This is a genomic window from Listeria monocytogenes ATCC 19117, assembly GCF_000307025.1.
Lineage (GTDB): Bacteria > Bacillota > Bacilli > Lactobacillales > Listeriaceae > Listeria > Listeria monocytogenes_B.
The window spans coordinates 1,073,341-1,093,544 of sequence record NC_018584.1; the positions used below are offsets into that span (position 1 = coordinate 1,073,341).

22 protein-coding genes are annotated in these 20,204 nt (G+C 37.8%); 15 read left to right on the forward strand and 7 right to left on the reverse strand.

Annotated elements, in window-relative coordinates; translation table 11 throughout:
- Positions 1 to 427: 427 nt before the first annotated feature.
- Positions 428 to 1,198 carry a Cof-type HAD-IIB family hydrolase gene (locus LMOATCC19117_RS05335; protein WP_003725542.1) on the forward strand — a complete coding sequence of 257 codons (771 nt, stop codon included), beginning with the start codon at positions 428 to 430 and terminating at the stop codon, positions 1,196 to 1,198.
- A 47-nt stretch (positions 1,199 to 1,245) separates the two neighbouring features.
- On the opposite strand, the gene LMOATCC19117_RS05340 is transcribed toward LMOATCC19117_RS05335, so the two are convergent.
- The gene (locus LMOATCC19117_RS05340) at positions 1,246 to 2,274 is read right to left on the reverse strand and encodes a LacI family DNA-binding transcriptional regulator (RefSeq protein WP_003725575.1); all 1,029 of its coding nucleotides are present in this window, start codon (positions 2,272 to 2,274) and stop codon (positions 1,246 to 1,248) included.
- A 262-nt stretch (positions 2,275 to 2,536) separates the two neighbouring features.
- Between LMOATCC19117_RS05340 and LMOATCC19117_RS05345 the strand changes: the two genes are divergently transcribed.
- From LMOATCC19117_RS05345 to LMOATCC19117_RS05370, 6 genes are read left to right on the forward strand one after another with little or no spacing between them, the layout of a single operon-like run.
- Positions 2,537 to 3,940: an L-fucose/L-arabinose isomerase family protein gene (locus LMOATCC19117_RS05345; RefSeq protein ID WP_003734832.1), complete on the forward strand. Its 1,404-nt coding sequence runs from the start codon at positions 2,537 to 2,539 to the stop codon at positions 3,938 to 3,940.
- 15 nt (positions 3,941 to 3,955) lie between these two features.
- Positions 3,956 to 4,780 (forward strand): transketolase, encoded by an 825-nt coding sequence (locus LMOATCC19117_RS05350; protein ID WP_003731783.1) that lies wholly within the window; start codon positions 3,956 to 3,958, stop codon positions 4,778 to 4,780.
- A complete protein-coding gene (locus LMOATCC19117_RS05355; RefSeq protein ID WP_003725545.1) occupies positions 4,773 to 5,720 on the forward strand; it encodes a transketolase family protein in 948 nt (315 codons plus the stop codon). The genes LMOATCC19117_RS05350 and LMOATCC19117_RS05355 overlap by 8 nt, the downstream gene beginning before the upstream one ends.
- Positions 5,717 to 7,180 carry an FGGY-family carbohydrate kinase gene (locus LMOATCC19117_RS05360; RefSeq protein ID WP_003727031.1) on the forward strand — a complete coding sequence of 488 codons (1,464 nt, stop codon included), beginning with the start codon at positions 5,717 to 5,719 and terminating at the stop codon, positions 7,178 to 7,180. The genes LMOATCC19117_RS05355 and LMOATCC19117_RS05360 overlap by 4 nt, the downstream gene beginning before the upstream one ends.
- Entirely contained in the window at positions 7,177 to 9,033 is a 1,857-nt protein-coding gene (locus tag LMOATCC19117_RS05365) for a PTS beta-glucoside transporter subunit IIBCA (protein ID WP_003725547.1), read from the forward strand. The genes LMOATCC19117_RS05360 and LMOATCC19117_RS05365 overlap by 4 nt, the downstream gene beginning before the upstream one ends.
- A gap of 19 nt (positions 9,034 to 9,052) precedes the next feature.
- Entirely contained in the window at positions 9,053 to 10,318 is a 1,266-nt protein-coding gene (locus tag LMOATCC19117_RS05370) for a DUF4038 domain-containing protein (RefSeq protein WP_003727030.1), read from the forward strand.
- A 60-nt stretch (positions 10,319 to 10,378) separates the two neighbouring features.
- Here LMOATCC19117_RS05370 and LMOATCC19117_RS05375 read toward each other — a convergent pair whose 3' ends face one another.
- From LMOATCC19117_RS05375 to LMOATCC19117_RS05390, 4 genes are all read right to left on the reverse strand, one after another.
- Complete coding sequence (locus tag LMOATCC19117_RS05375) at positions 10,379 to 11,182, reverse strand: DUF817 domain-containing protein (RefSeq protein WP_003734831.1); 804 nt, start codon at positions 11,180 to 11,182, stop codon at positions 10,379 to 10,381.
- 67 nt (positions 11,183 to 11,249) lie between these two features.
- The gene (locus tag LMOATCC19117_RS05380) at positions 11,250 to 11,831 is read right to left on the reverse strand and encodes a molybdenum cofactor guanylyltransferase (RefSeq protein WP_003725550.1); all 582 of its coding nucleotides are present in this window, start codon (positions 11,829 to 11,831) and stop codon (positions 11,250 to 11,252) included.
- Entirely contained in the window at positions 11,812 to 12,474 is a 663-nt protein-coding gene (locus LMOATCC19117_RS05385; protein ID WP_003722664.1) for an ATP-binding cassette domain-containing protein, read from the reverse strand. Before LMOATCC19117_RS05385 ends, LMOATCC19117_RS05380 begins: the two co-directional genes overlap by 20 nt.
- A gap of 2 nt (positions 12,475 to 12,476) precedes the next feature.
- The gene (locus LMOATCC19117_RS05390; RefSeq protein ID WP_003725552.1) at positions 12,477 to 13,148 is read right to left on the reverse strand and encodes a molybdate ABC transporter permease subunit; all 672 of its coding nucleotides are present in this window, start codon (positions 13,146 to 13,148) and stop codon (positions 12,477 to 12,479) included.
- Between the two features lie 104 nt (positions 13,149 to 13,252).
- Here LMOATCC19117_RS05390 and modA point away from each other — a divergent pair, with 104 nt between their 5' ends.
- From modA to moaA, 7 genes are all read left to right on the forward strand, one after another.
- Entirely contained in the window at positions 13,253 to 14,023 is a 771-nt protein-coding gene (gene modA / locus LMOATCC19117_RS05395) for a molybdate ABC transporter substrate-binding protein (RefSeq protein WP_003725553.1), read from the forward strand.
- A gap of 94 nt (positions 14,024 to 14,117) precedes the next feature.
- Entirely contained in the window at positions 14,118 to 15,341 is a 1,224-nt protein-coding gene (locus LMOATCC19117_RS05400; protein WP_003725554.1) for a molybdopterin molybdotransferase MoeA, read from the forward strand.
- The gene (gene mobB / locus LMOATCC19117_RS05405) at positions 15,320 to 15,805 is read left to right on the forward strand and encodes a molybdopterin-guanine dinucleotide biosynthesis protein B (protein WP_003725555.1); all 486 of its coding nucleotides are present in this window, start codon (positions 15,320 to 15,322) and stop codon (positions 15,803 to 15,805) included. The genes LMOATCC19117_RS05400 and mobB overlap by 22 nt, the downstream gene beginning before the upstream one ends.
- On the forward strand, positions 15,802 to 16,224 hold the full coding sequence (locus LMOATCC19117_RS05410) for a molybdenum cofactor biosynthesis protein MoaE (protein ID WP_003734830.1): 423 nt from the start codon (positions 15,802 to 15,804) through the stop codon (positions 16,222 to 16,224). Before mobB ends, LMOATCC19117_RS05410 begins: the two co-directional genes overlap by 4 nt.
- On the forward strand, positions 16,208 to 16,456 hold the full coding sequence (moaD, locus tag LMOATCC19117_RS05415) for a molybdopterin converting factor subunit 1 (RefSeq protein WP_003725557.1): 249 nt from the start codon (positions 16,208 to 16,210) through the stop codon (positions 16,454 to 16,456). Before LMOATCC19117_RS05410 ends, moaD begins: the two co-directional genes overlap by 17 nt.
- 12 nt (positions 16,457 to 16,468) lie before the next feature.
- Positions 16,469 to 16,951 carry a cyclic pyranopterin monophosphate synthase MoaC gene (moaC, locus tag LMOATCC19117_RS05420; protein ID WP_003725558.1) on the forward strand — a complete coding sequence of 161 codons (483 nt, stop codon included), beginning with the start codon at positions 16,469 to 16,471 and terminating at the stop codon, positions 16,949 to 16,951.
- 28 nt (positions 16,952 to 16,979) lie between these two features.
- Positions 16,980 to 17,981, forward strand: coding sequence for a GTP 3',8-cyclase MoaA (gene moaA, locus LMOATCC19117_RS05425; protein WP_003725559.1), 1,002 nt, complete (start codon positions 16,980 to 16,982; stop codon positions 17,979 to 17,981).
- Between the two features lie 34 nt (positions 17,982 to 18,015).
- Here moaA and LMOATCC19117_RS05430 read toward each other — a convergent pair whose 3' ends face one another.
- Positions 18,016 to 18,504 carry a MogA/MoaB family molybdenum cofactor biosynthesis protein gene (locus LMOATCC19117_RS05430; RefSeq protein WP_003727026.1) on the reverse strand — a complete coding sequence of 163 codons (489 nt, stop codon included), beginning with the start codon at positions 18,502 to 18,504 and terminating at the stop codon, positions 18,016 to 18,018.
- A gap of 11 nt (positions 18,505 to 18,515) precedes the next feature.
- Positions 18,516 to 19,514 carry a ThiF family adenylyltransferase gene (locus tag LMOATCC19117_RS05435; RefSeq protein ID WP_003734829.1) on the reverse strand — a complete coding sequence of 333 codons (999 nt, stop codon included), beginning with the start codon at positions 19,512 to 19,514 and terminating at the stop codon, positions 18,516 to 18,518.
- A gap of 131 nt (positions 19,515 to 19,645) precedes the next feature.
- On the opposite strand from LMOATCC19117_RS05435, the gene LMOATCC19117_RS05440 reads away from it, so the two are divergent.
- On the forward strand, positions 19,646 to 20,200 hold the full coding sequence (locus LMOATCC19117_RS05440; protein WP_003731548.1) for a flavin reductase family protein: 555 nt from the start codon (positions 19,646 to 19,648) through the stop codon (positions 20,198 to 20,200).
- Positions 20,201 to 20,204: the final 4 nt, after the last annotated feature.

Below are 20,204 nucleotides of genomic sequence, written 5' to 3' on the forward strand. Positions count from 1 at the left end.
AACCTAATAATTATTCAGTAATAATTGGCTTGCTTTCAGTTGTGGACTTAGTAGCAAGCGGATATGGGTGCACGAGATACTGACAATCAGGCATAAAAAAGACAAAGAAAAATTACCACAGACTAATGTATAAAAATAGCTGTGCACGTATGTTAAATTTCTTATCCGTTATAATTGCATACCTTTATTTTGGGAATTTGAAACAAATTTCCGAGTAAAAGATGTAATTATAAGTTTTTTTTCACGTTCCATTGTCGTTCTACAAATGTTCATCCGATCTATATCCTTCATTCTAATATACCATAAATCCAGATAATTGCTACTAGAAAGTATAATTAATTTTGTCAACCCTGTTATCAATGAGATTTTCTGCTATAATTTAAACATAATGATTTAAAAATGGATAGAGGATAGAGGCGTTTAATCAATGAGTAAAATTGTATTTTTTGATGTAGATGGGACACTTGTAGGAGAAACGAAAGAAATTCCAGCATCAGCGAAGCAAGCGATTGCTAAATTGAAAGAAAATGGCGTTTATGTGGCTATTGCAACTGGTCGTGGTCCATTTATGCTTGATGAAATCAGAAAAGAATTAGATATTAATTCTTATATTTGCTACAACGGTCAATATGTTATTTTTGAAGGAAAAGAAATATACGCTAAACCATTACCAACAGAATCTTTAGAACGATTAATCACGGTTGCATCGGAGCATGAGCATCCAATTGTTTTTTCAGGAAAAGATTCCATGCGCGCGAATTTACCGGATCACGACCGGGTGACAATCGGAATGGATTCTATTAAAAGAGATTATCCTAAAGTGGATGCTAATTATTATAAAGGTCGTGACATTTATCAGTGTTTACTTTTCTGCGATGAGTCGTATGATGCTTATTACCGAGAAGAATTTAAGCAGTATGGTTTCTTGCGCTGGCATGATGTTTCCGTGGATGTTTGTCCAGCTGACGGTTCGAAGGCGGAAGGCATTAAACAAATGATCAAAAAACTTGGCTTCTCGATGGAAGATACTTACGCATTTGGCGATGGTTTGAACGATATTGCAATGCTTCAAGCTGTTGGAACTGGCGTGGCAATGGGCAACGGCCGTGATGAGGTAAAAGCGGTCGCTGACTATGTTACGGATCATGTGGATGAAGATGGGGTTTATAAAGCTTTAGAACATTTAAAATTAATTTAAAATATCAAAAAAGCCTGTGCTCAAAAATAGAGCACAGGCTTTTTTGGTTATTTTTTGAACGGAACACAGCTAGTTCTTTCGATTAAGCTTGTATTCACTTGGATTTGTCTGGTTTCAAAATTCGTATCAGCTTTAATTTGTTTGGACAAAAGGGCAAGTGTTTGTTCAGCAATATCACGTTTTTTAACATGAACAGTGGTTAGTTCTGGTGTAATTACTTTACTTTCATTAATATTGTCAAAACCTAATACGGAAACTTGTTCAGGGACTTTGATAGATAGACTTTGTAGCATTTTAATCATGCTAATAGCCATGTAATCATTTTCGCAAAAAAGAGCAGAGGGTAAATCTTGCAATTCAGCAATGGCTTCTTTTACCGAAACTTCCTCTTGGATTTGCATTGCTGGTAAATGAAAGACATGTTGTTCAGGGACTGAAATATCGGCTTCTTCTAAACGAGCAAAAAAGCCACTTTTCCGCTCATCAAAATTTTTAATGCGTGGTACCCCCATCACATAACCAATTTTTGTATGTGCTAGTTGTAAAAGGTAGTCAGCTGCTTTATATCCACCGAGAAAATTATTAATAGAGACAAAGTTGGCTGAGATATGTGGATGGTGTGTATCTAAGACAACGATTTTAGGATATTCCTGTTGTATTCGGTTAATTTCTTCAGCGTTTAAATTAGTGCCAAGTAAAATCAGGCCTGCTGTTGGTTGCTCTTTTTCTGCTTCAGCAAGTTCTTCTAATATGGTTGTTGCATCGAAGGTAGAGATAACCAAATCATATGGGTAACTAGCGATTTCAGCAGATAAATAGCTAAGTAGCTCACTGAAAAAAGGTAAGTTCTGATATTGTTCGGTAATCAAGTTAGGACTTTTGCATGCGATAAAACGAATGGTTGATTTCTTTTTCATTTTTTTATTGGTATTACGTAACGGGACGTAATTATTTTCCTCGACAATTTGCAGAATATGTAAACGGGTTTCTTCACTTACGCCAGCTTTTCCATTCAGCGCAAGGGAAACGGCCGATTTCGAAACGTTTGCTAATCGTGCAATATCTTCCAGCTTCATTATTCATTTCTCCTTGTTTACTAAATTTATCTTATTTAGTATATCATGTTTAGTAAATCAAAACAAAAAATAGCATACCTTCAGTCTTCTAAACCTCTCGTTTAGTTCTTTTATATAAAATAAACTAAAACAATATATAAAATAATCTTTAATTTTATTGACTTAGTTTAGAAATGATACTATAATGCAAATAAAGAAAGCGATTACTGATTGCTTTTTATGAGAACTAAAATAATTACTAAACTAAAAAGGTGGTTAGAAGGTGGAGGCGGTTAAAATTGGGTTTGCGCCGACAAGGCGAAGTATATTTAGTGCACCAGATGCAGTCAAATATGCGAATCTCACACGAGATAAACTAAACGAACTAAATATTGAATTTGTGGACATTGCAGAATTTAATGAAGATGGATTGCTTTATGATGATGCAGATGTGATGAAAATTGCAGCAAAATTTAAAAAGGCTGGAATCCAAGGTTTGTTTTTACCACATACTAATTTTGGAACGGAATATGTTTGTGCGAGACTTGCTAAAGAGTTAGATGTACCAGTATTGCTTTGGGGTCCGCGTGACGAACGACCTGATGAAAATGGTGTGAGACTTCGAGATACGCAGTGCGGTTTGTTTGCAACTGGAAAAATCTTACGTCGGTTTCAAGTACCATTTACTTATATGACAAATTGCCGTCTATCTGATCCAGAGTTTGAACGAGGAATTCGAGATTTCATTGCAGTTTGTAATACGGTAAAAACATTTCAAAACATGCGGATTTTACAAATTGGACCACGGCCATTTGATTTTTGGACAACGATGTGTAATGAAGGAGAGTTGCTAGAAAAATTCAATATTCAATTAGCTCCAATTCCGCTTCCAGAATTAATAAAAGAAATTCGTAGCGTATCTAGCGAACAAATAGAGGAAGTGGATGGAACCGTCGAATATTGTCACGGTTGTGCAATCGTTAAAATTAAAGAAGTTGACTTACGAATGGTTGCTGCTCTTAAAGTTGCGATGAAAAATTTAGCAACAAAATATGGTTGTAGTGCGATTGCCATCCAATGTTGGACTGCACTTCAAGATGAAATTGGTATTATGCCTTGCGCTGCAAACGCGATGCTCATAGATGAAGGAATTCCAGTTGTTTGTGAAACAGATATTCATGGAGCAATTTCTTGTTTATTAATCGAAGCGGCAAATTTGGGCAGAAATAAAAGTTTTTTTGCAGATTGGACTGTTAGACATCCAGATAATGAGAATGGTGAATTGCTACAACATTGTGGACTGTTTCCGTTTTCTGTTGCAAAAGATAAACCGGCAATTGGCTATCCGTTAGCATTTGATTCACCTGGTGCAGTCGAAGCGGAAGCGAAAGGTGGCGAATTAACCTTATGTCGTTTTGATGGTGATAATGGCGAATATTCCTTGTTACTGGGTAAAGCGAGAGGTATTGAAGGTCCGTATACAAAAGGAACATATCTTTGGATTGAGGTAGATAATTTGAAACGATTAGAGGAAAAAATCGTTTCAGGACCATATATTCATCATGTTAGTGGTATCCATGCAGATGTGGTCCCTATTCTTTATGAAGCATGCAAATACATTGGCATAAAGCCAGACCTCTATGATCCAATTGAAGAAGATATAAAAGCTTATTTACGCGGTGAATAGAGAAAGGAGTAAAAAATGAGTGAATTAAAGTTAAAATCGTTTGAAATTAGAAAAGATGTTCTAAAAATGATATATGATGCAAAAACGGGACATACTGGTTCAGATTTATCATGTGCGGATATTCTTGTGGCGCTTTACTATGGTGTGCTGAATGTTAATCCGGAAAATCCAGAAGCTTTAGATCGTGATCGTTACGTTCAAAGTAAAGGACATGCTGTCGAAGTTCTTTGGGCAGTTTTAGCAGATAAAGGGTTTTTTGCAAAAGAAGAATTGGCTGATTTCTCCGCATTTGGCTCGCGTTTAATCGGGCATCCAAATAATAAAGTAGCTGGAATTGAAATGAACACAGGTTCGCTCGGCCATGGTTTATCTGTTTCGGTGGGTATGGCATTAGCTGCTAAAATGGATGGGAAAAGTTATCACACCTATACACTCATGGGGGACGGGGAACTTGCAGAGGGGTCTGTCTGGGAAGGCGCAATGGCTGCAGCAAATTATAAATTAGATAATTTGACTGCGATTATTGATCGGAATTCCTTACAAATCTCCGGTCGAACAGAAGATGTAATGAGTGTAGAACCTTTGGCAGATAAGTGGCGCGCATTTGGTTGGGATGTTATCGAAGTGGATGGAAATGATCCGGATAAGCTACAAGCGATTTTTAAAACAGTTAATGTGACTGGAAAACCTCGTCTAATTATTGCAAAAACGATAAAAGGTTATGGGGTTAAAATGGCTGAAAATGCTGCTAAATGGCATCATTACGTACCAAGCAGTGAGGAATACGAAATAGCTATGAAAGATTTAGAGGAAAGAATGGAGGCGTGCCGTCATGAATAAAATAGCGAACCGCCAAGTAATGTGTGAAGTTTTAATGAAAGAAGCAACTCGTAACGATAGTAATTTAGTTGTTTTAACAAGTGATTCAAGAGGATCCGCTTCGCTGGGGGCTTTTGCTGAGAAATTTCCAGAGCGACTAGTTGAAACTGGGATTGCCGAACAAAATATTGTTGGAATTGCAGCAGGCTTAGCACATAGTGGCAAGCGAGCTTTTGTCGCTTCACCAGCATGTTTTCTAAGTATGCGCAGTATTGAACAGGTAAAAGTAGACGTGGCTTACTCAGACACGAATGTAAAATTGATTGGTATCAGCGGTGGTGTTAGTTATGGTGCACTTGGTATGAGCCATCATTCGCTTCAAGATATTGCTGTTACTAGAGCGATTCCTAATTTAGAAGTCATTCTACCAGCTGATCGTCTGGAAACGGAAGCTGTTTTTGACTATTTGCTTCAATCAAATCGGCCGGCGTACGTTCGTCTTGGCAGAAATGCGGTAGAAGATTGTTACGCAGAAAAACCAGTATTTCAAATTGGGAAAGCTGGAACCCTTAGGAAAGGAAACGATGTGTCAATTTTAGCAACTGGTGAAATGGTACGAGTCGCACTTGATGCAAGGGAAGAATTGAAGTTGAAAGGAATCAGCGCGCGTGTATTGAATTTTTCAACAATCAAACCATTTGACCAGGGAGCTGTAGAAGCGGCATTAGCTGAAACAAAACTACTTATTAGCATAGAAGAACATAGTATTTATGGTGGCTTAGGTGCAGCAGTGAGTGAAGTGGTAAGTAGTTCGCCAACAAGTATTCGTCATTTGATCTTAGGAATTCCAGATGAACCTGCTATCGCTGGAACGAGCCAAGAAATCTTTGATTATTATGGCTTATCTGCTACTGGTATTGTTGCTACAGTTATGAAAAACCTTGGAGACGAAAGAAGATGAAGAAACACTATCAAATCGCTATTGATCAAAGCACATCTGGAACGAAAGTATTATTGTTTAAAGCAGGTGAACTTGTAGATCGTTTAGATAAAAAGCATCGACAGTTGTATCCGAAGAAAGGCTGGGTAGAGCATAATCCAATCGAAATTTGTCAAAATGTCCGTACATTAATTGCGGACATATTGGCAAAACATGATTTAATTCCAGCGGATATCGAGCGACTTGCTTTGACGAATCAACGGGAAACAATTGTAGCTTGGGATAAACAAACGGGCAAGCCACTTTATAATGCGATTGTATGGCAATGTAATCGAACAAAAGAACTTTGCGAAACATTAAAAAAAGCTGGTTATGAAAAAAGAATTAAACAGCTTACCGGATTGAAAATTGATTCTTATTTTTCTGCTTCTAAAATGAAGTGGTTATTGGAAAATAGTTCTGCGGTGCGGGATGCAGCAAGTCGTAATCAATTGGCATTTGGCACAATGGATGCTTGGTTGTTATTTTCGCTTACGGATGATAGTAATTATTTCACAGACCGAACAAACGCCAGCCGCACACTCCTTTATGATATTGAAAAAAATGATTGGTCAGATGAGTTACTCGAACTTTTTGGAGTTAAACGTGCTTATTTACCAGAAGTGAAGCAATCTGCTGGAAGTTTTGGAAGTTATCAGGAGATACCGATTCATAGTGTGATGGCTGATTCAGAAGCGGCACTTTATGGACAAGGCTGTGATGCATTTGGGGCAGTGAAGGCGACGCTTGGGACAGGATGCTCTGTTATGATGCAAATTGGTGAGAACAGATTACCTGAAAACGATGCTATTTTGACAACTCTTGCCTGGGATGTTGCAGGCGTGAACCAGTTTGCGTTAGAAGGAATTATTCGTTCTTGTGGAGACACATTGGTTTTTTTATCCGAACAATTAGAACTGTTTAATGATTACGATACAGCTTGTAAGCGAGCATTTCAATTACCATGCAATGAGGGTGTTGTGCTAATTCCTGGACAATTAGGTTTAGGTTCGCCTTATTGGAATACAGATATACGAGCAGAGATTCTTGGTCTCACACGAGAACATACAAAATGGCATATTATTCGTGCCGGTTTTACAAGTATTGCATTTCAAATTAAGGCTGTTATTGACCAAATGGAGTTAATGACAGGTCAAAATATTAAGCGCTTACAAGTAGACGGGGGATTAACAAAGCAACATGAGTTGATGCAATATTTAGCAGATGTTTTAAAAGCAGAAGTGGCAGTCAGTCCCGCGGAAGAACTTTCGGCAATTGGTGCTATTGAAATTGCCGACAATAAACTACAAAATAAGAGAACGATAGCAAAATTGTACCAACCAAATATCACTCATACACATGCTTTGGAAGATTTTCAAGAATGGGAAAAACAAGTGAAAAGCAGTATTCTAAAATTACAGAAGGTGAGGAATTTTAAATGAATAATTCGGATCTTGCAAAAGAGGTTGTAAAGCTTGTTGGTGGAAAAGAAAACATTTTAAGTGTGATTCACTGTGTGACACGACTACGGTTTAAGTTACGTGATGAAAATCTAGCAGAAACAGAAAAAATCAAAGCATTAAAAGGTGTTATGACGGTTGTGAAAAGTGGTGGACAATACCAAGTGGTTATCGGTGATCATGTGAGTTATGTTTATGATGAGGTCATTCGAGTATTAGGGATTAAACCAGATGATGCGCCGCAAGATAACCCTGAACAAGAACACAAAAGTATTTTTAATAAGTTTGTTGAATTAATTTCTGGAATATTTATGCCAGTACTGGGTCTATTGGCAGCTTCAGGTATTTTGAAAGGATTCCTGACAGCGGCAGTTACAATGGGACTAATTAATACCTCAGCTGGTGTTTACGAAGTTCTTTACGCAGCAAGTGATGCCCTCTTTTACTTTATGCCAATTATACTTGGGTTTTCAGCAGGGAAAGTATTTAAAACGAATCAATATCTTTCTGCTGCGGTTGGTGCAGCACTTGTTTACCCGACGCTTGTTGATATGTATAGCAGCGGAGCTCATTTAACATTTCTACATATCCCTGTAATTTTAATGAATTATACAATGTCTGTTATTCCTGTTATTTTAGCTATTTACTTTATGAGCAAACTGGAAAAAGTATTAGTGAAATTTATTCCGAAAAGTTTACAATTGATTTTTGTTCCTCTCTTATTACTTTTAATTGTGGTGCCTGTATCTCTAATTATTATCGGACCTGTTTCAACATATGCTAGCCAACTACTTGCAAAAGGAGCATTGGGACTTTATTCGCTTAGTCCAATGATTGCAGGATTCTTCCTGGCTGGTATTTGGCAAGTGGCTGTCATGTTCGGATTACACTGGGCATTTATCCCGATTTTCATTAATAATATTTCTGTTTTAGGGTACGATCCAATTAATGCTATGCTTTATTGTACTGTATTCGCGCAAACTGGTGCGGTTCTGGCAGTAATGCTTAAAACCCGAAACCAAGAATTACGTTCCCTTTCTATAACAGCAACTATTTCAGGATTTTTAGGAATCACGGAACCAGCGATTTATGGAGTAAACTTGCCATATAAAAAACCATTTATTATGGCTTGCGTAGGATCAGCATTTGGTGGGGCAATTGCAGGGATGAGTGCTGCGAAAATGTTTGGAGGCTTCGCGTCTGGTGGGATTTTCGGTATTCCGATGTTCATTAATCCAGATGGAATAGGATGGGATTTTTGGGGATTCTTAATTTCTTTAGTAGTGGCATTCAGTGTAGCGTTGATTTTAACTTATTTCTTTGGATTTAAAGATAAAGTTGAGGAAGTTGTGATTCAAACAGGAGAAAAAGCTACATTAGACGAAACTATTTATAGCCCACTTCAAGGGGAAATAATTGCATTAAATGATGTGAAAGATGAAGTTTTCTCTGCTGGTATAATGGGAGCAGGAGTAGCGATTCTTCCAGCGAGTGGCGAAATTCGTGCTCCATTTGATGGAACAGTACTTAGTGTTTTTCAAACCAAGCATGCGATAGGGTTGATTTCCAAACAAGGAGTCGAGTTGTTAATTCATGTTGGACTTGATACAGTTAATCTAAATGGTCAATTTTTTGACATTGAAGTGAGCGAATCAGAAGAAATAAAAAAGGGCGATTTATTAGGAAGATTTGAATTAGATGCAATTAAAAAAGCTGGCTATGATATTACAACGCCTATTATTGTAACTAATAGTGCCACACTCGCCGATGTTATTACAGTGAACCTTGGAAAAAGCGTAGATAATAACCAAAAGATTTTAGAAGCAAAGGCTTAATATAGAAAGGGTGAAAAAAATGTTAAAACAAAGTGCAGATAAGCGCCGGATAGAGAAAAATGACAAACCTTTTTTCTACCTTGCAGATACTGTTTGGAGTGCGTTTACAAATATTGATTTAACAGATTGGGCCTACTATTTAAAAGTCCGAAAAGAGCAGGGATTTAATGTACTGCAAATCAATATTTTGCCACAATGGGATCGAAGTATACTAAAAAAAATGCAAGAGCCGTTTGGTATAAGTGAAGGTTTTTTCGATTTAAAAGCTAAAAATGAAGCTTACTTTAAACATGCAGAAAAGATGTTAGAAATGGCAGTGAATCAAGGTTTTACTCCAGCGCTTGTGTTATTGTGGTGTAATTATATTCCAGAGACGTGGGGGGCAAAATTTGGTACTTCACCACTGTTTCGAAAAGAAGACATTAAACCCTATACAGAAATGATGTTGGAACATTTCGAGCAATTCGAACCAATTTATATCATTAGTGGGGACACGGATTTTCCAACGGAAACTGTAACAGCTTATTATTTGGAAGCTTTAGAAACCGTTTCTAAAAAAGCGCCACACGCACTTAAAGTTTTGCATATTTGCGGTCGTTTAAAAGATATTCCGGAAAATCTGCAAACACATCCAGCACTTGATTTGTATTTTTATCAATCTGGACATAATTCGGAGCACCAATCAATGGCGTATACGTTGGCAGAACACTTTAGTCAGTTAGAGCCAATCAAGCCAGTTATTAATTCAGAACCGTGTTACGAATTAATGGGATATAGTCGACAAAAATATGGTCGTTTTAGCCGAGAAGATGTACGAAAAGCAGCTTGGCAAAGTGTCTTATCTGGTGCTATAGCTGGTATTTCTTATGGGGCACATGGTATTTGGAGTTGGCATGAAGAAGGAAGTACATTTGGATCAGCTCTAGGCGAAGGTTTTGTTTCTCCATTTAATTGGCGACAAGCACTTCATTTTGAAGGAGCTACAGATTATGCATTTCTAAAATCCTTTATTTTGGCAAATGACTTAACAACACTGGCACCAATAAATTTAGTTTTAAATCAAACTCCAGAAATTCGAGCAGCGGAGACCGAAAAAGTAGTTATCATTTATGTGCCATCAAATGTCCCGATTTATTTGAAAGGGCAATTTGCTTCTTTGGATGACTACGCGATTGATTTGGAGCAAGGTAAAAAGGTCAGCCTTACAAAAATACTTCATGAAGAAAAAACAGAAATTCAGATGACTCCTTTTTTAAAAGATAGTTTATATGTAATTCACAAATAAATTCCAATTTCTTTCTGGAAAAAATAATTTTGTTTACCAATAAAAACTAAAGCGAGGCCACTATTTCAGCGTGGCCTCGCTTTTGGCTTTTACAGAAGTTTGTTCTAATTTTTGCTTAACGAATTTAAGTTGTGCGACGATTATAATACTAATAATAACAAGTAAATACCAACTCGTAATTTTTGAAACGTGCACCGGACGCCATGCAATCAGCTGGTCTGGATAAGACCAAGCTCCGTAAAAACTAGCAATGTTCTCCGCAAGATAAATGAAAAAGGCGATGCATAAAAAGGAAAAAGATAAAGGCATTTTGAGTTGAGTCGAACTAACTTTGAAATAAACATATGTTTTTCGGAATAAAACGAGAACTAAAACAATCAAAATCCACCGAAAATCCATTATAAAATGATGCGTGAAAAAATTAGCGTAAATTGTTATGCAAAGGCTACTTACTAACCAGATATTTGGCCAATTTGTCATTTTAAGATCAAATCTTTTCCAAGCCTGACAAATATAACTCGCCACACTTGAATACATAAAACCGCTATAAAGCGGCACACCGAAAAGTTTCATTAAACCAGGCTCTGGATAACTCCATGACCCCATATGTACTTTATAGATTTCAAGTCCAAGTCCAATAAGATGAAAAACCATAATTACCTTAAGTTCATCCCATGTTTCTAAACTGAATTTTATAAGTAGCACTTGCGTTCCAAGACAAATAATCAAAAGTAAGTCGTAGCGCGCAATAAAAGGAATATCAATCAATTTTGTAAGTGCAAGCGAAATAAAGATAATGCCTGGAAAAATACAACAAAGTGCTTGCTTCCAAGTAAACACCCAAAGTAAGCGGAAAAATCGCATAAAAAAACCTCTTCTCATGATTTTCTCTAGTTTACCAAAAAAAACTAAAGAAAAGGACAAGAAAAGGTTAAAAAAGTTCATTTTGATGATTGATATTTCTAAATGGGGCATCTTCTTCAAATGCTAAAGGTTTGGTATGGAGTTTTTCGAGTAAAGCTCTGACACGATGTTGCTCGTCTTGTAGTAAGTGATGTAGCACTTCTCGTGAGTAGGGAATATTGGCAACCAAATAGTGATTTGCTTGCGCTGTTTTAGCAAAATGATTAGGATAATCAGCCAGTCGTCCAATTTCTTTTGGAGTCAAAAAAGGCATATCGACAGGAAGCACTAGGAAATTAGCTTTCTGATAAGCATTTGCTTCTACCATCACCGCATAAATTCCTCCAAGCGGTCCAAATTCACTGAATGCGGTTTGATCTGGAATGATTTCAATGCTTGGTTCTGCATCAAAAAGAGCCACGAGTTTTGAATGATTTTCATGATTTGCCGATACAAATACCATATCGCAAAGCGGCAGCAACTTACTAACCGTTAGCTCGACCCACGTTTTTCCAGTTGCCTCATCCTGAAAAAACGCTTTTGGTTCCCCAAAACGGCTTGAGCGACCACCGGCTAATACAATGCCGACATTAACTTTTTCGTTTTTCAAGGCGTCCCTCTCGCATAACTAAAATTTCTTCGGTCATCATTTCTGCTTCCGAGGCATAATGCGTGACAAAAATAACGGGGATATGGAAGTCTTTGGCCATTTGACCAACTAATTTCATACAAATCAAACGCGTTTCTTCATCTAAACCATTGAAAGGTTCATCCAGTAAAAGTAATTTTGGCTCCGTAATCATTGCCCGAGCCATCGCAACACGTTGTTTCTCGCCACCAGATAATTTCTGAACGGAAGAATAAAGCAGGTGAGAAATTTGTAGATAATCACTCATTTTTCGTACTTGTTGCTGAATTTCTGCTTGTTCTTTTTTCTTCTTTTTCTTCACTTTCAAGCCAAAAGCGATATTTTCATACACATTCATATTTGGGAATAGAGCTAAATTCTGAAATAAATAACCTACTTTGCGCTCTGTTACAGGAAGATGTAACGAAATATTGGAATCATCCCACGGAGTCCCGTCAAATTCAATAATGCCGCCGTCAATACTTTTCAAGCCACTAACGCACTGAAATAGAGTTGACTTGCCTGAACCACTTGCGCCCATCATCGCGGTTACTGGCTTTTCAAACGTATAATCAATATTTAAATCATGAAAAGGAAGTTTTTTATGAAATTGTAATCGTAGCATAATTACATCCCCCTCGTTAAATTACTCTGGCGTATAGTTAATACATGAATGACAAGTAAAGCAAACACGCCGATAATGACGTTAATTAATCCAAGATAAATCGCAGTACGCATGTCTCCTTGTTGCACCATAAAATAGATGCTTGAAGCAATGGTATCCGTCTTGCCTTCAATATAACCAGCCACCATCAAACTTGCGCCAAATTCACCCATCGCCCGACAAAAACTAAGCAAAACCCCTGCTAAAATTGGTTGCCAGCAATTCGGTAAAATAATTTTTGTGAAAATTTGTTTTTTATTCGCTGAAAGAGTCTCTGCTGCCCATACAAGTTCGTGATCAATTGATAAAAATGCTGATTTCAAACCTTGATACATAATCGGTAAAATAATAATTGTCGTTGCAACAATTGCGCCGCTAAGGGAAAAAATAAAGCTGAAATCAAAAGTATCCCAAAGCACACCACCAATAAAATCATTGCGGCCGAGGACGTTCAGTAAAACTAAACCAACCACAGTTGGCGGTAAAACAAGCGGAAGTAAAATTAAAATCTCCACTGGTAACTGGAAACGTGATTTTCGACCGGCAAAATAATAACTCAGTGGTAACATCGTCATAAACGCGAGAAACGTAGAAATTGTAGCTACAAGTAATGTATGCCAAACAGATGTAAACATAAATCTCCTCCTGAACCCTCTAGTACTTCTATTATTATCGTTCTCTCTGGTATAAAATGTCAAACTTAAGTACAATGTAACTAAATAAAAAAGGGGGATGAAGAATGAAAAAAATAGCACTTATTATATGTTGTGGATTATTACTACTTCTCGGAGCTTGCGAGGATACACCTGAGAAAGCCAAAACAACGACTATACATATTTCAGCTGCAGCAAGTTTAAAAGATACGATAGATGACGTAAAGCCACTTTTTGAAAAAGCTAATCCAACGATTAAATTATCCTTTGATTTTGGTGGTTCTGGGCAAATTCGCGAACGTGTCGAAAGCGGTGCACCAATTGACGGCGTCCTTTTAGCGAGTAAAAAAGATGCGGATACACTGATTAAGCAAAATTTAGCAGAAAAAACGAAAGAATTTGCGGGAAATGAACTCGTTCTAATTGAACCTAAAAACGTGGATCAGAAGGCAGGGATGAACTTAGAACAATTACTTAATGATGCATCCAAAATCGCCATCGGGGATCCAGAATCAGTACCAGCAGGCGCCTATGCCAAACAAACGCTCGAAAACTTAAATCTATATAATGCAGAAAAAGCAAAACTCGTTCTTGCCACCGATGTTCGTCAAGTCTTATCCTATGTGGAAGCTGGAAATGCAGATGCAGGCTTCGTTTACCAGACAGATGCTCTATTAAGCAAAAAAGTACAAGTGAAGGCAAAAATCGATGAGAAACTCCATGATCCAATTGCTTACTATAGCGCACAAGTCAGTGACTCGGATAAAAAAGAAGAAACCGCGACATTCCTTGATTTTATGAATACATCAGAAGCGCAAAAAATACTGGAAAAATACGGATTCAAAGCAGCAAACTAAGGAGAAGTCGCTTTACTTTTTAAAACAAGCAAACTCCTGTATATTGGTACTAAAGAAAACGCATACATTATTTAGGAAAGGGAAGTGCGCCCAGATGATTGAAAAAAGAAATACCATTAGAATGGAACAAGCGAGAGAGATATTATGTAATCAAATAACGCATCTTCCAGTAGAAAAGAAATGTGTGACAGAGGCGTTAAACCAAGTACTACAAGAACCTATTTTCGCGCCGTTTCCTGCTCCCTATTTTAGGCGCTCTGGTTATGATGGCTTTGCGATTACTGAGGAGGATGACGAGAATTATCCTATCACTTTGCACGTTGTAGCAGAAGTTCCGTGTGGGGAAACATACGATAAACCGCTAAAACCTGGTGAAACCGTCCGAATAATGACTGGAGCAAAAGTGCCAGATAATGCCTCGAAAATTATTATGCTCGAACAATCAAGAGAAGCGGATAACGAGAATGAAATCGTACTTATAAATACACAAAAATCTACTAACATTACAGAAATCGGTACGGAGTTCGCCAAAGGAGATTTGCTGTTAGATCGTGGACACATTTTAAATGCCGGTTCGATAAGTTTACTGTCATCCTTTGGAATTCAAGAAGTACAAGTCATCAGAAAGCCAAAAGTAGCTATTTTATCCACAGGTAGTGAACTTGTTTCTGCTGGAAATCCACTTCCAGATGGCAAAATTTTTAATAGTAATCAACCATTACTGGAGAATTTACTAAAAGTACATCATGCCGAAATTTGCGCGGCCGAACAATTACCTGATAATTATGAGGATACGAAAAAACGATTACTAGAATTGACTCAAATAGCAGACTTGATAATCACTACAGGTGGTGTTTCTGTAGGGGACTTTGACTATATGGCTGATATTGCAAAAAAAGAGGCAGAATTACTTTTTAATAAAATTCAAATGCGACCGGGCAGTCCGACAACAGGGATGTGGTTGGACAACACGCTTATCATCGCACTTTCTGGTAATCCAGGGGCATGCTTTACAGGTTTTTACTTATTCGTAGAACCGGTATTAGCTACCTTAATGGGGAAAGATACAACTGAGACGACCAAAGTCCGTGCAAAAATGGCGAGCGATTACACTAAAAATAATGGCTATGATCGTTTTTTACGAGGAACCTATCGTTTGTCTGACGAAGGGGAATATTTGGTTGAGTTGGTAGGAAGCGATATGTCGAGTGCGCTAGGAAACCTCCATTTAACCACCTGTTTATTCAAAATCCCTCGCGGTAAAGTTGGAAAATTAAAAGGAGAAGAGGTCGAAGCATGGCTACTATCCTCCAAATAATCGGCTTTAAAAATAGCGGGAAGACAACTTTACTAAATGCACTAATTCGAGCTAGTCGGAAGGAAAACTACACAGTATCTGCCATCAAACATGATGCACATGATTTTTCTGTAGATCACGCGGGAACGGATTCCTACTCGTTTCAAGAAAGTGGTGCAGAGGCTGTTGTTATTGCGAATTCGAGACAATATGCTGTGATGGAACAAACCGGCATCGATTTAAAAACAGCCATTCAAAAGTTACCAGAATCAGATATCGTTCTTATAGAAGGCTACAAAGAAGGTCCTTTTCCTAAAATTATTTTAATTCGCGAACAGGCGGAAATCGAACTTTTAAACAATAGTAAAGCTGTCCATAAAATTGCGACGCATAATCCAGCGTTAAAAAATGAAGCTATTTTCATCGGCGAAGAAAAAGCTTTAACCCTTTTTGCAGAAACGTTAATCAAGGAGTTTTTAAAATGAAATATGTAGCTTTGCAACATGAAAAAATCGAAATAGGACCACTTTCTGATAAACTAATCAATAAAAATCACGGTGGGACTAATCTTTTTGTTGGTACAATTCGAGAATGGACGGGTGACATTCAAACAGAAGAAATTCGTTACACATCGTACGAGGAAATGGCGCTCAAAGAACTAAATAAATTAGCGGTAGAAGTAGAAACAAAGTGGGGGGCGGATGTTGTTATCGTCCACCGACTAGGACTTTTACAAATAACAGATGTCGCTGTGGTCATCGGTGTATCAACACCACACAGAGCCGCTTGCTACGAGGGATCCAGATATATTATTGAACGTTTAAAAGAACGGGTACCTATATGGAAAGAAGAAAAAGATGTCGATAAAACAAGGTGGGGTGGCATAGATGCTAACAACAGTTAAATTTTTCGCTTTTTTAGCTGATAAGACACATAAAACGGAAGTGAAATTGAATTTGCAGCAATGCCAGACAGTTGGCGAGGTTCGAGAAGTTATTAGTAGTGAATTTCCTGAAATAGCCGTTGATTTGGCAACATGTATGCTAGCTGTGAATATGGAATTTCAACAAGATCAAGACCTTTTACCAGAAGAAATAACCGAAATCGCAGTCATTCCGCCAGTAAGCGGTGGATAAGGAGGGTAATAGATGGAAAAAGATGATTTAACGCATTTTAACGATGAAAAACGCGCAAAAATGGTAGATGTTACGAGCAAATCTGAAACAAAACGCCGTGCAATCGCTAGAGCTACGATACATATGAATGAAGAAACCTTAGCGCGTATTCATGCTGGTAAAATTGCTAAAGGAGATGTTTTGGCCGTTGCGCAAGTTGCTGGAATCATGGCGGCTAAAAAAACAAGCGAACTAATTCCAATGTGCCATCCGATTATGACGACAAAAGCTGATATTTCTTTTGAAGATGACGGTAAGACCGCGCTAACTATCACGTCCGAAGTCGTAACCGTTGGAAAGACGGGCGTCGAAATGGAGGCGCTCACGGCAGTAACCATTGCAGCATTAACCATTTATGACATGTGCAAAGCAATGGATAAAGGCATGCGGATTGAAAAAACGTATTTAGTGGAAAAAACAGGTGGAAAAAGCGGGACATTTAAAGCAGAAGCGTAACTATTTTGTAGGATAGGAGTTTTGTTTTATGCAATTATTAAAGGATAAATTTGGGCGGGTACACGATTATATTCGTATTTCAGTAACAGATCGGTGTAATTTAAGGTGTGTGTATTGTATGCCCGAAGAAGGCCTGACATTTTTGCCTCATGAAAAAGTACTATCCAAAGATGAAATTGTCAGCTTTATGGAATTAATGGTGAAATTCGGCATCAAAAAAGTCCGCATCACTGGCGGAGAGCCGTTACTAAGAACTGATATAGTGGAAATTGTTCGCGGGCTGGGAGCAATTCCTGAAATAGAGGATATTTCGATTACAACGAATGCTATGTATTTGGCAAAAAAAGCAGAAGCACTGAAGGATGCGGGGCTCACACGTGTGAATATCAGCTTAGATTCTCTTCATGAAGATCGTTTTAAAGCAATTACACGAGGTGGCCGTTTGCAAAAAGTACTTGATGGTATTCAAAAAGCAGAAGAAGTTGGACTGTTCCCAATTAAGCTTAATGTCGTACTAATTAAAGGACAAAACGATGACGAAATAACTGATTTCCTTCGATTTACAAAAGATAAAGATATTAATATTCGTTTCATTGAATACATGCCAATTGGTCATGCTGGTACGAGTTGGAAAGAAAAATATTTGCCGCTTGATACAATTTTTGAAGCTTGTAATGAAGCTGGTTATGAGTATGAACCAGTGGACTCGATTCGTGGAAATGGCCCCTCCGAAAATTTCCGTATAAAAGGAGCGAAAGGGACGTTTGGTGTGATTCACCCGGTTAGCGCTCATTTTTGTGATAGTTGCAACCGACTCAGACTTACTGCAGATGGCTATATTAAAGCATGTTTATACTGGGATGAAGAAATGAATATCCGCCCATTTATCCAAGATCCAGTGAAATTAATGCAATTGGTGCAAAAAGCAATTGATAATAAGCCTGAAAATCATGAAATGGCATTAAAATTACAAGATGAAGTACAATCTAATAAACCAACTTGGCGGCGTATGAGTCAAATTGGAGGATAAATAAAACATCCGGTCACATGTGTGGTCGGATGTTTTATTTTTGTCGTTCTGCTATTAAATGAGGTAATTCTGGGATAATCAATTTTTGAACAGCGAGCTGGCAAGCGTTACTTGATCCAGGCAACGCAAAAAGCAGTAAGCCGCTTTCTGAAAAGCCAGCGAATGCACGAGACACCATGGCGCGACTACCAACTTCTTCGTAACTGAGCATCCTGAAAATTTCACCAAACCCAGGGATTTCTTGCTGAATCGTTGCGAATAATGCTTCATACGTAACATCACGCCTAGCAATACCGGTACCACCATTTGTGATAAGGCAAAAGGACCCATTAGCTGCTAACTCGTTTATTTTTTGCTTAATGAGCGTAACATCATCAGGCACGACAATCCGCGAAATAACCTCATGCCCAGCAGTTTCTAAGGCAGAGTGAATCAGTTGACCACTAGTATCCGTATCCAAATTCCTTGTATCACTAATCGTTAAAATACTACAAGTTACCTTAATAAATGTTTTTTGTTCCATAACTGCCTCCTTTAATTGAAAAATAAGTGATATGTTTTTTTCGCTTCTGTTATATTTTCTGTCCCATGAAGTAACACGCGTCCATTTTTGAAAATAACAAATTGAAATTTTTCGTATTGGAAACTGAGTAAAGCGGGATTTTCATTATAAATAATTTTTTGTTCCGTCAGCATTTGTTTAATTTCGTGATAATTGCTTTTATTTGGCAGACGAAATTGTACTGTATCTCTTCCGCAAAGAGCGACTGTTTGCTCGGAAAAAGGCACTTCTGAAATCATTTTTCCAGTTGCGCAACCAGAGCAATCGGGGCGTTTCTTGACTTCAAGAGACCGGAAAGAAAATTGCCAATTATCTAGTTGATAGTAGGTATTTGATTTGAAATCAGGATTGATTATCATTTGTGTAAGTAAAGAAACTTGCATGCCCGCGACAATCGGAATCAGCGCACCATCCACACCGATAATATCGCAACTTGCTGCGTTGGTTTGGGGAATATCACCAAGTAAACAGTGTAAACAAGCAGAGTCGGGTGGAATAATTGGCATGAGATTCGCATAATTTCCAGCACACGAGGTGAAAATCCATGGAATTTGATGGCTGAAACAAAATTGATTTAAAAAGTCGCGCGTCATAAAATTATCTGTACAATCAAGTATGTAATCAATTGCTCCGGCATAAGGCGTTAAACTTGTTGCGTTCGCATCATCAACTATATATTCGATTTCAATATCGCTATTAATTAATTGTAACGCTTTGGATGCCGCATACGCTTTTGCTTGTTTGTCTAATGCATCTTGTTCCGTGAAAAGCGATTGGCGCTGCAAGTTACTTAGCTCCACATAGTCACGATCAATTAAAATTAACTTTCCAAAGCCCATTCGTGCACAAATTTCTGCGGCATATGAACCAATCGCACCAACGCCAACAATCAAAATCGTTTTCGTGAGTAACTTTTTTTGACCAACATTTCCGATGTTCTTAACACGCATCTGTCTATCATAACGTTCCAATTTTCCACCTTCTTTCCAATCTTATTTTACCAGAAAAACACATAAAGCGCTTACTTGTAAGGTTTTAATTTATTCTTGAAATCTTAGTATGGCATCATTTATAATGAAAGAAAAAACTAGAGGTGCTAACTTTGAAACAGCGCATAGAAACAGAAAAATTTTATCCAGCTTATCCAGTCTTTGTATTAACGTATTTGAATGAGGTTGGAGAACCGCAAATGTCAACGGGATCATCATCGTACACATTAGGAGATAGTATTGTTATAGGCGTGTCAGCAGAAAGTAATGCCAGCAAACACTTGCATGCTGGCCAAAAATTTGCAGTAAATTTTCCAAACACGGAGCAGTTAGGATTGATTGAGCAAGGGGGATTCTCGTCAGGAAAGCGTAACGATAAAATAAAAGTTCATCAAATAGAATTAACCAAAAGTGATAGTGGGGGAGTAGCTTACATAGATGTGTGTCCGATTGTTCTCGAATGCACCGTGATTCAAACAGTTTCTGACATGGACTATCATACTATCTTTGCTAAAATTGACTCGCGATTATTTGAAAAAAATTTAGTGGATTCAGATGGTCATTTTATTCACGAAGAACTTGATTTAGTGCTATTCTCAGGCGATGCAAATGAACGTAAATTCAGACAGCTTGATACAAAAATAGAAACAGTTGGTGGTCACTCATAAAGTC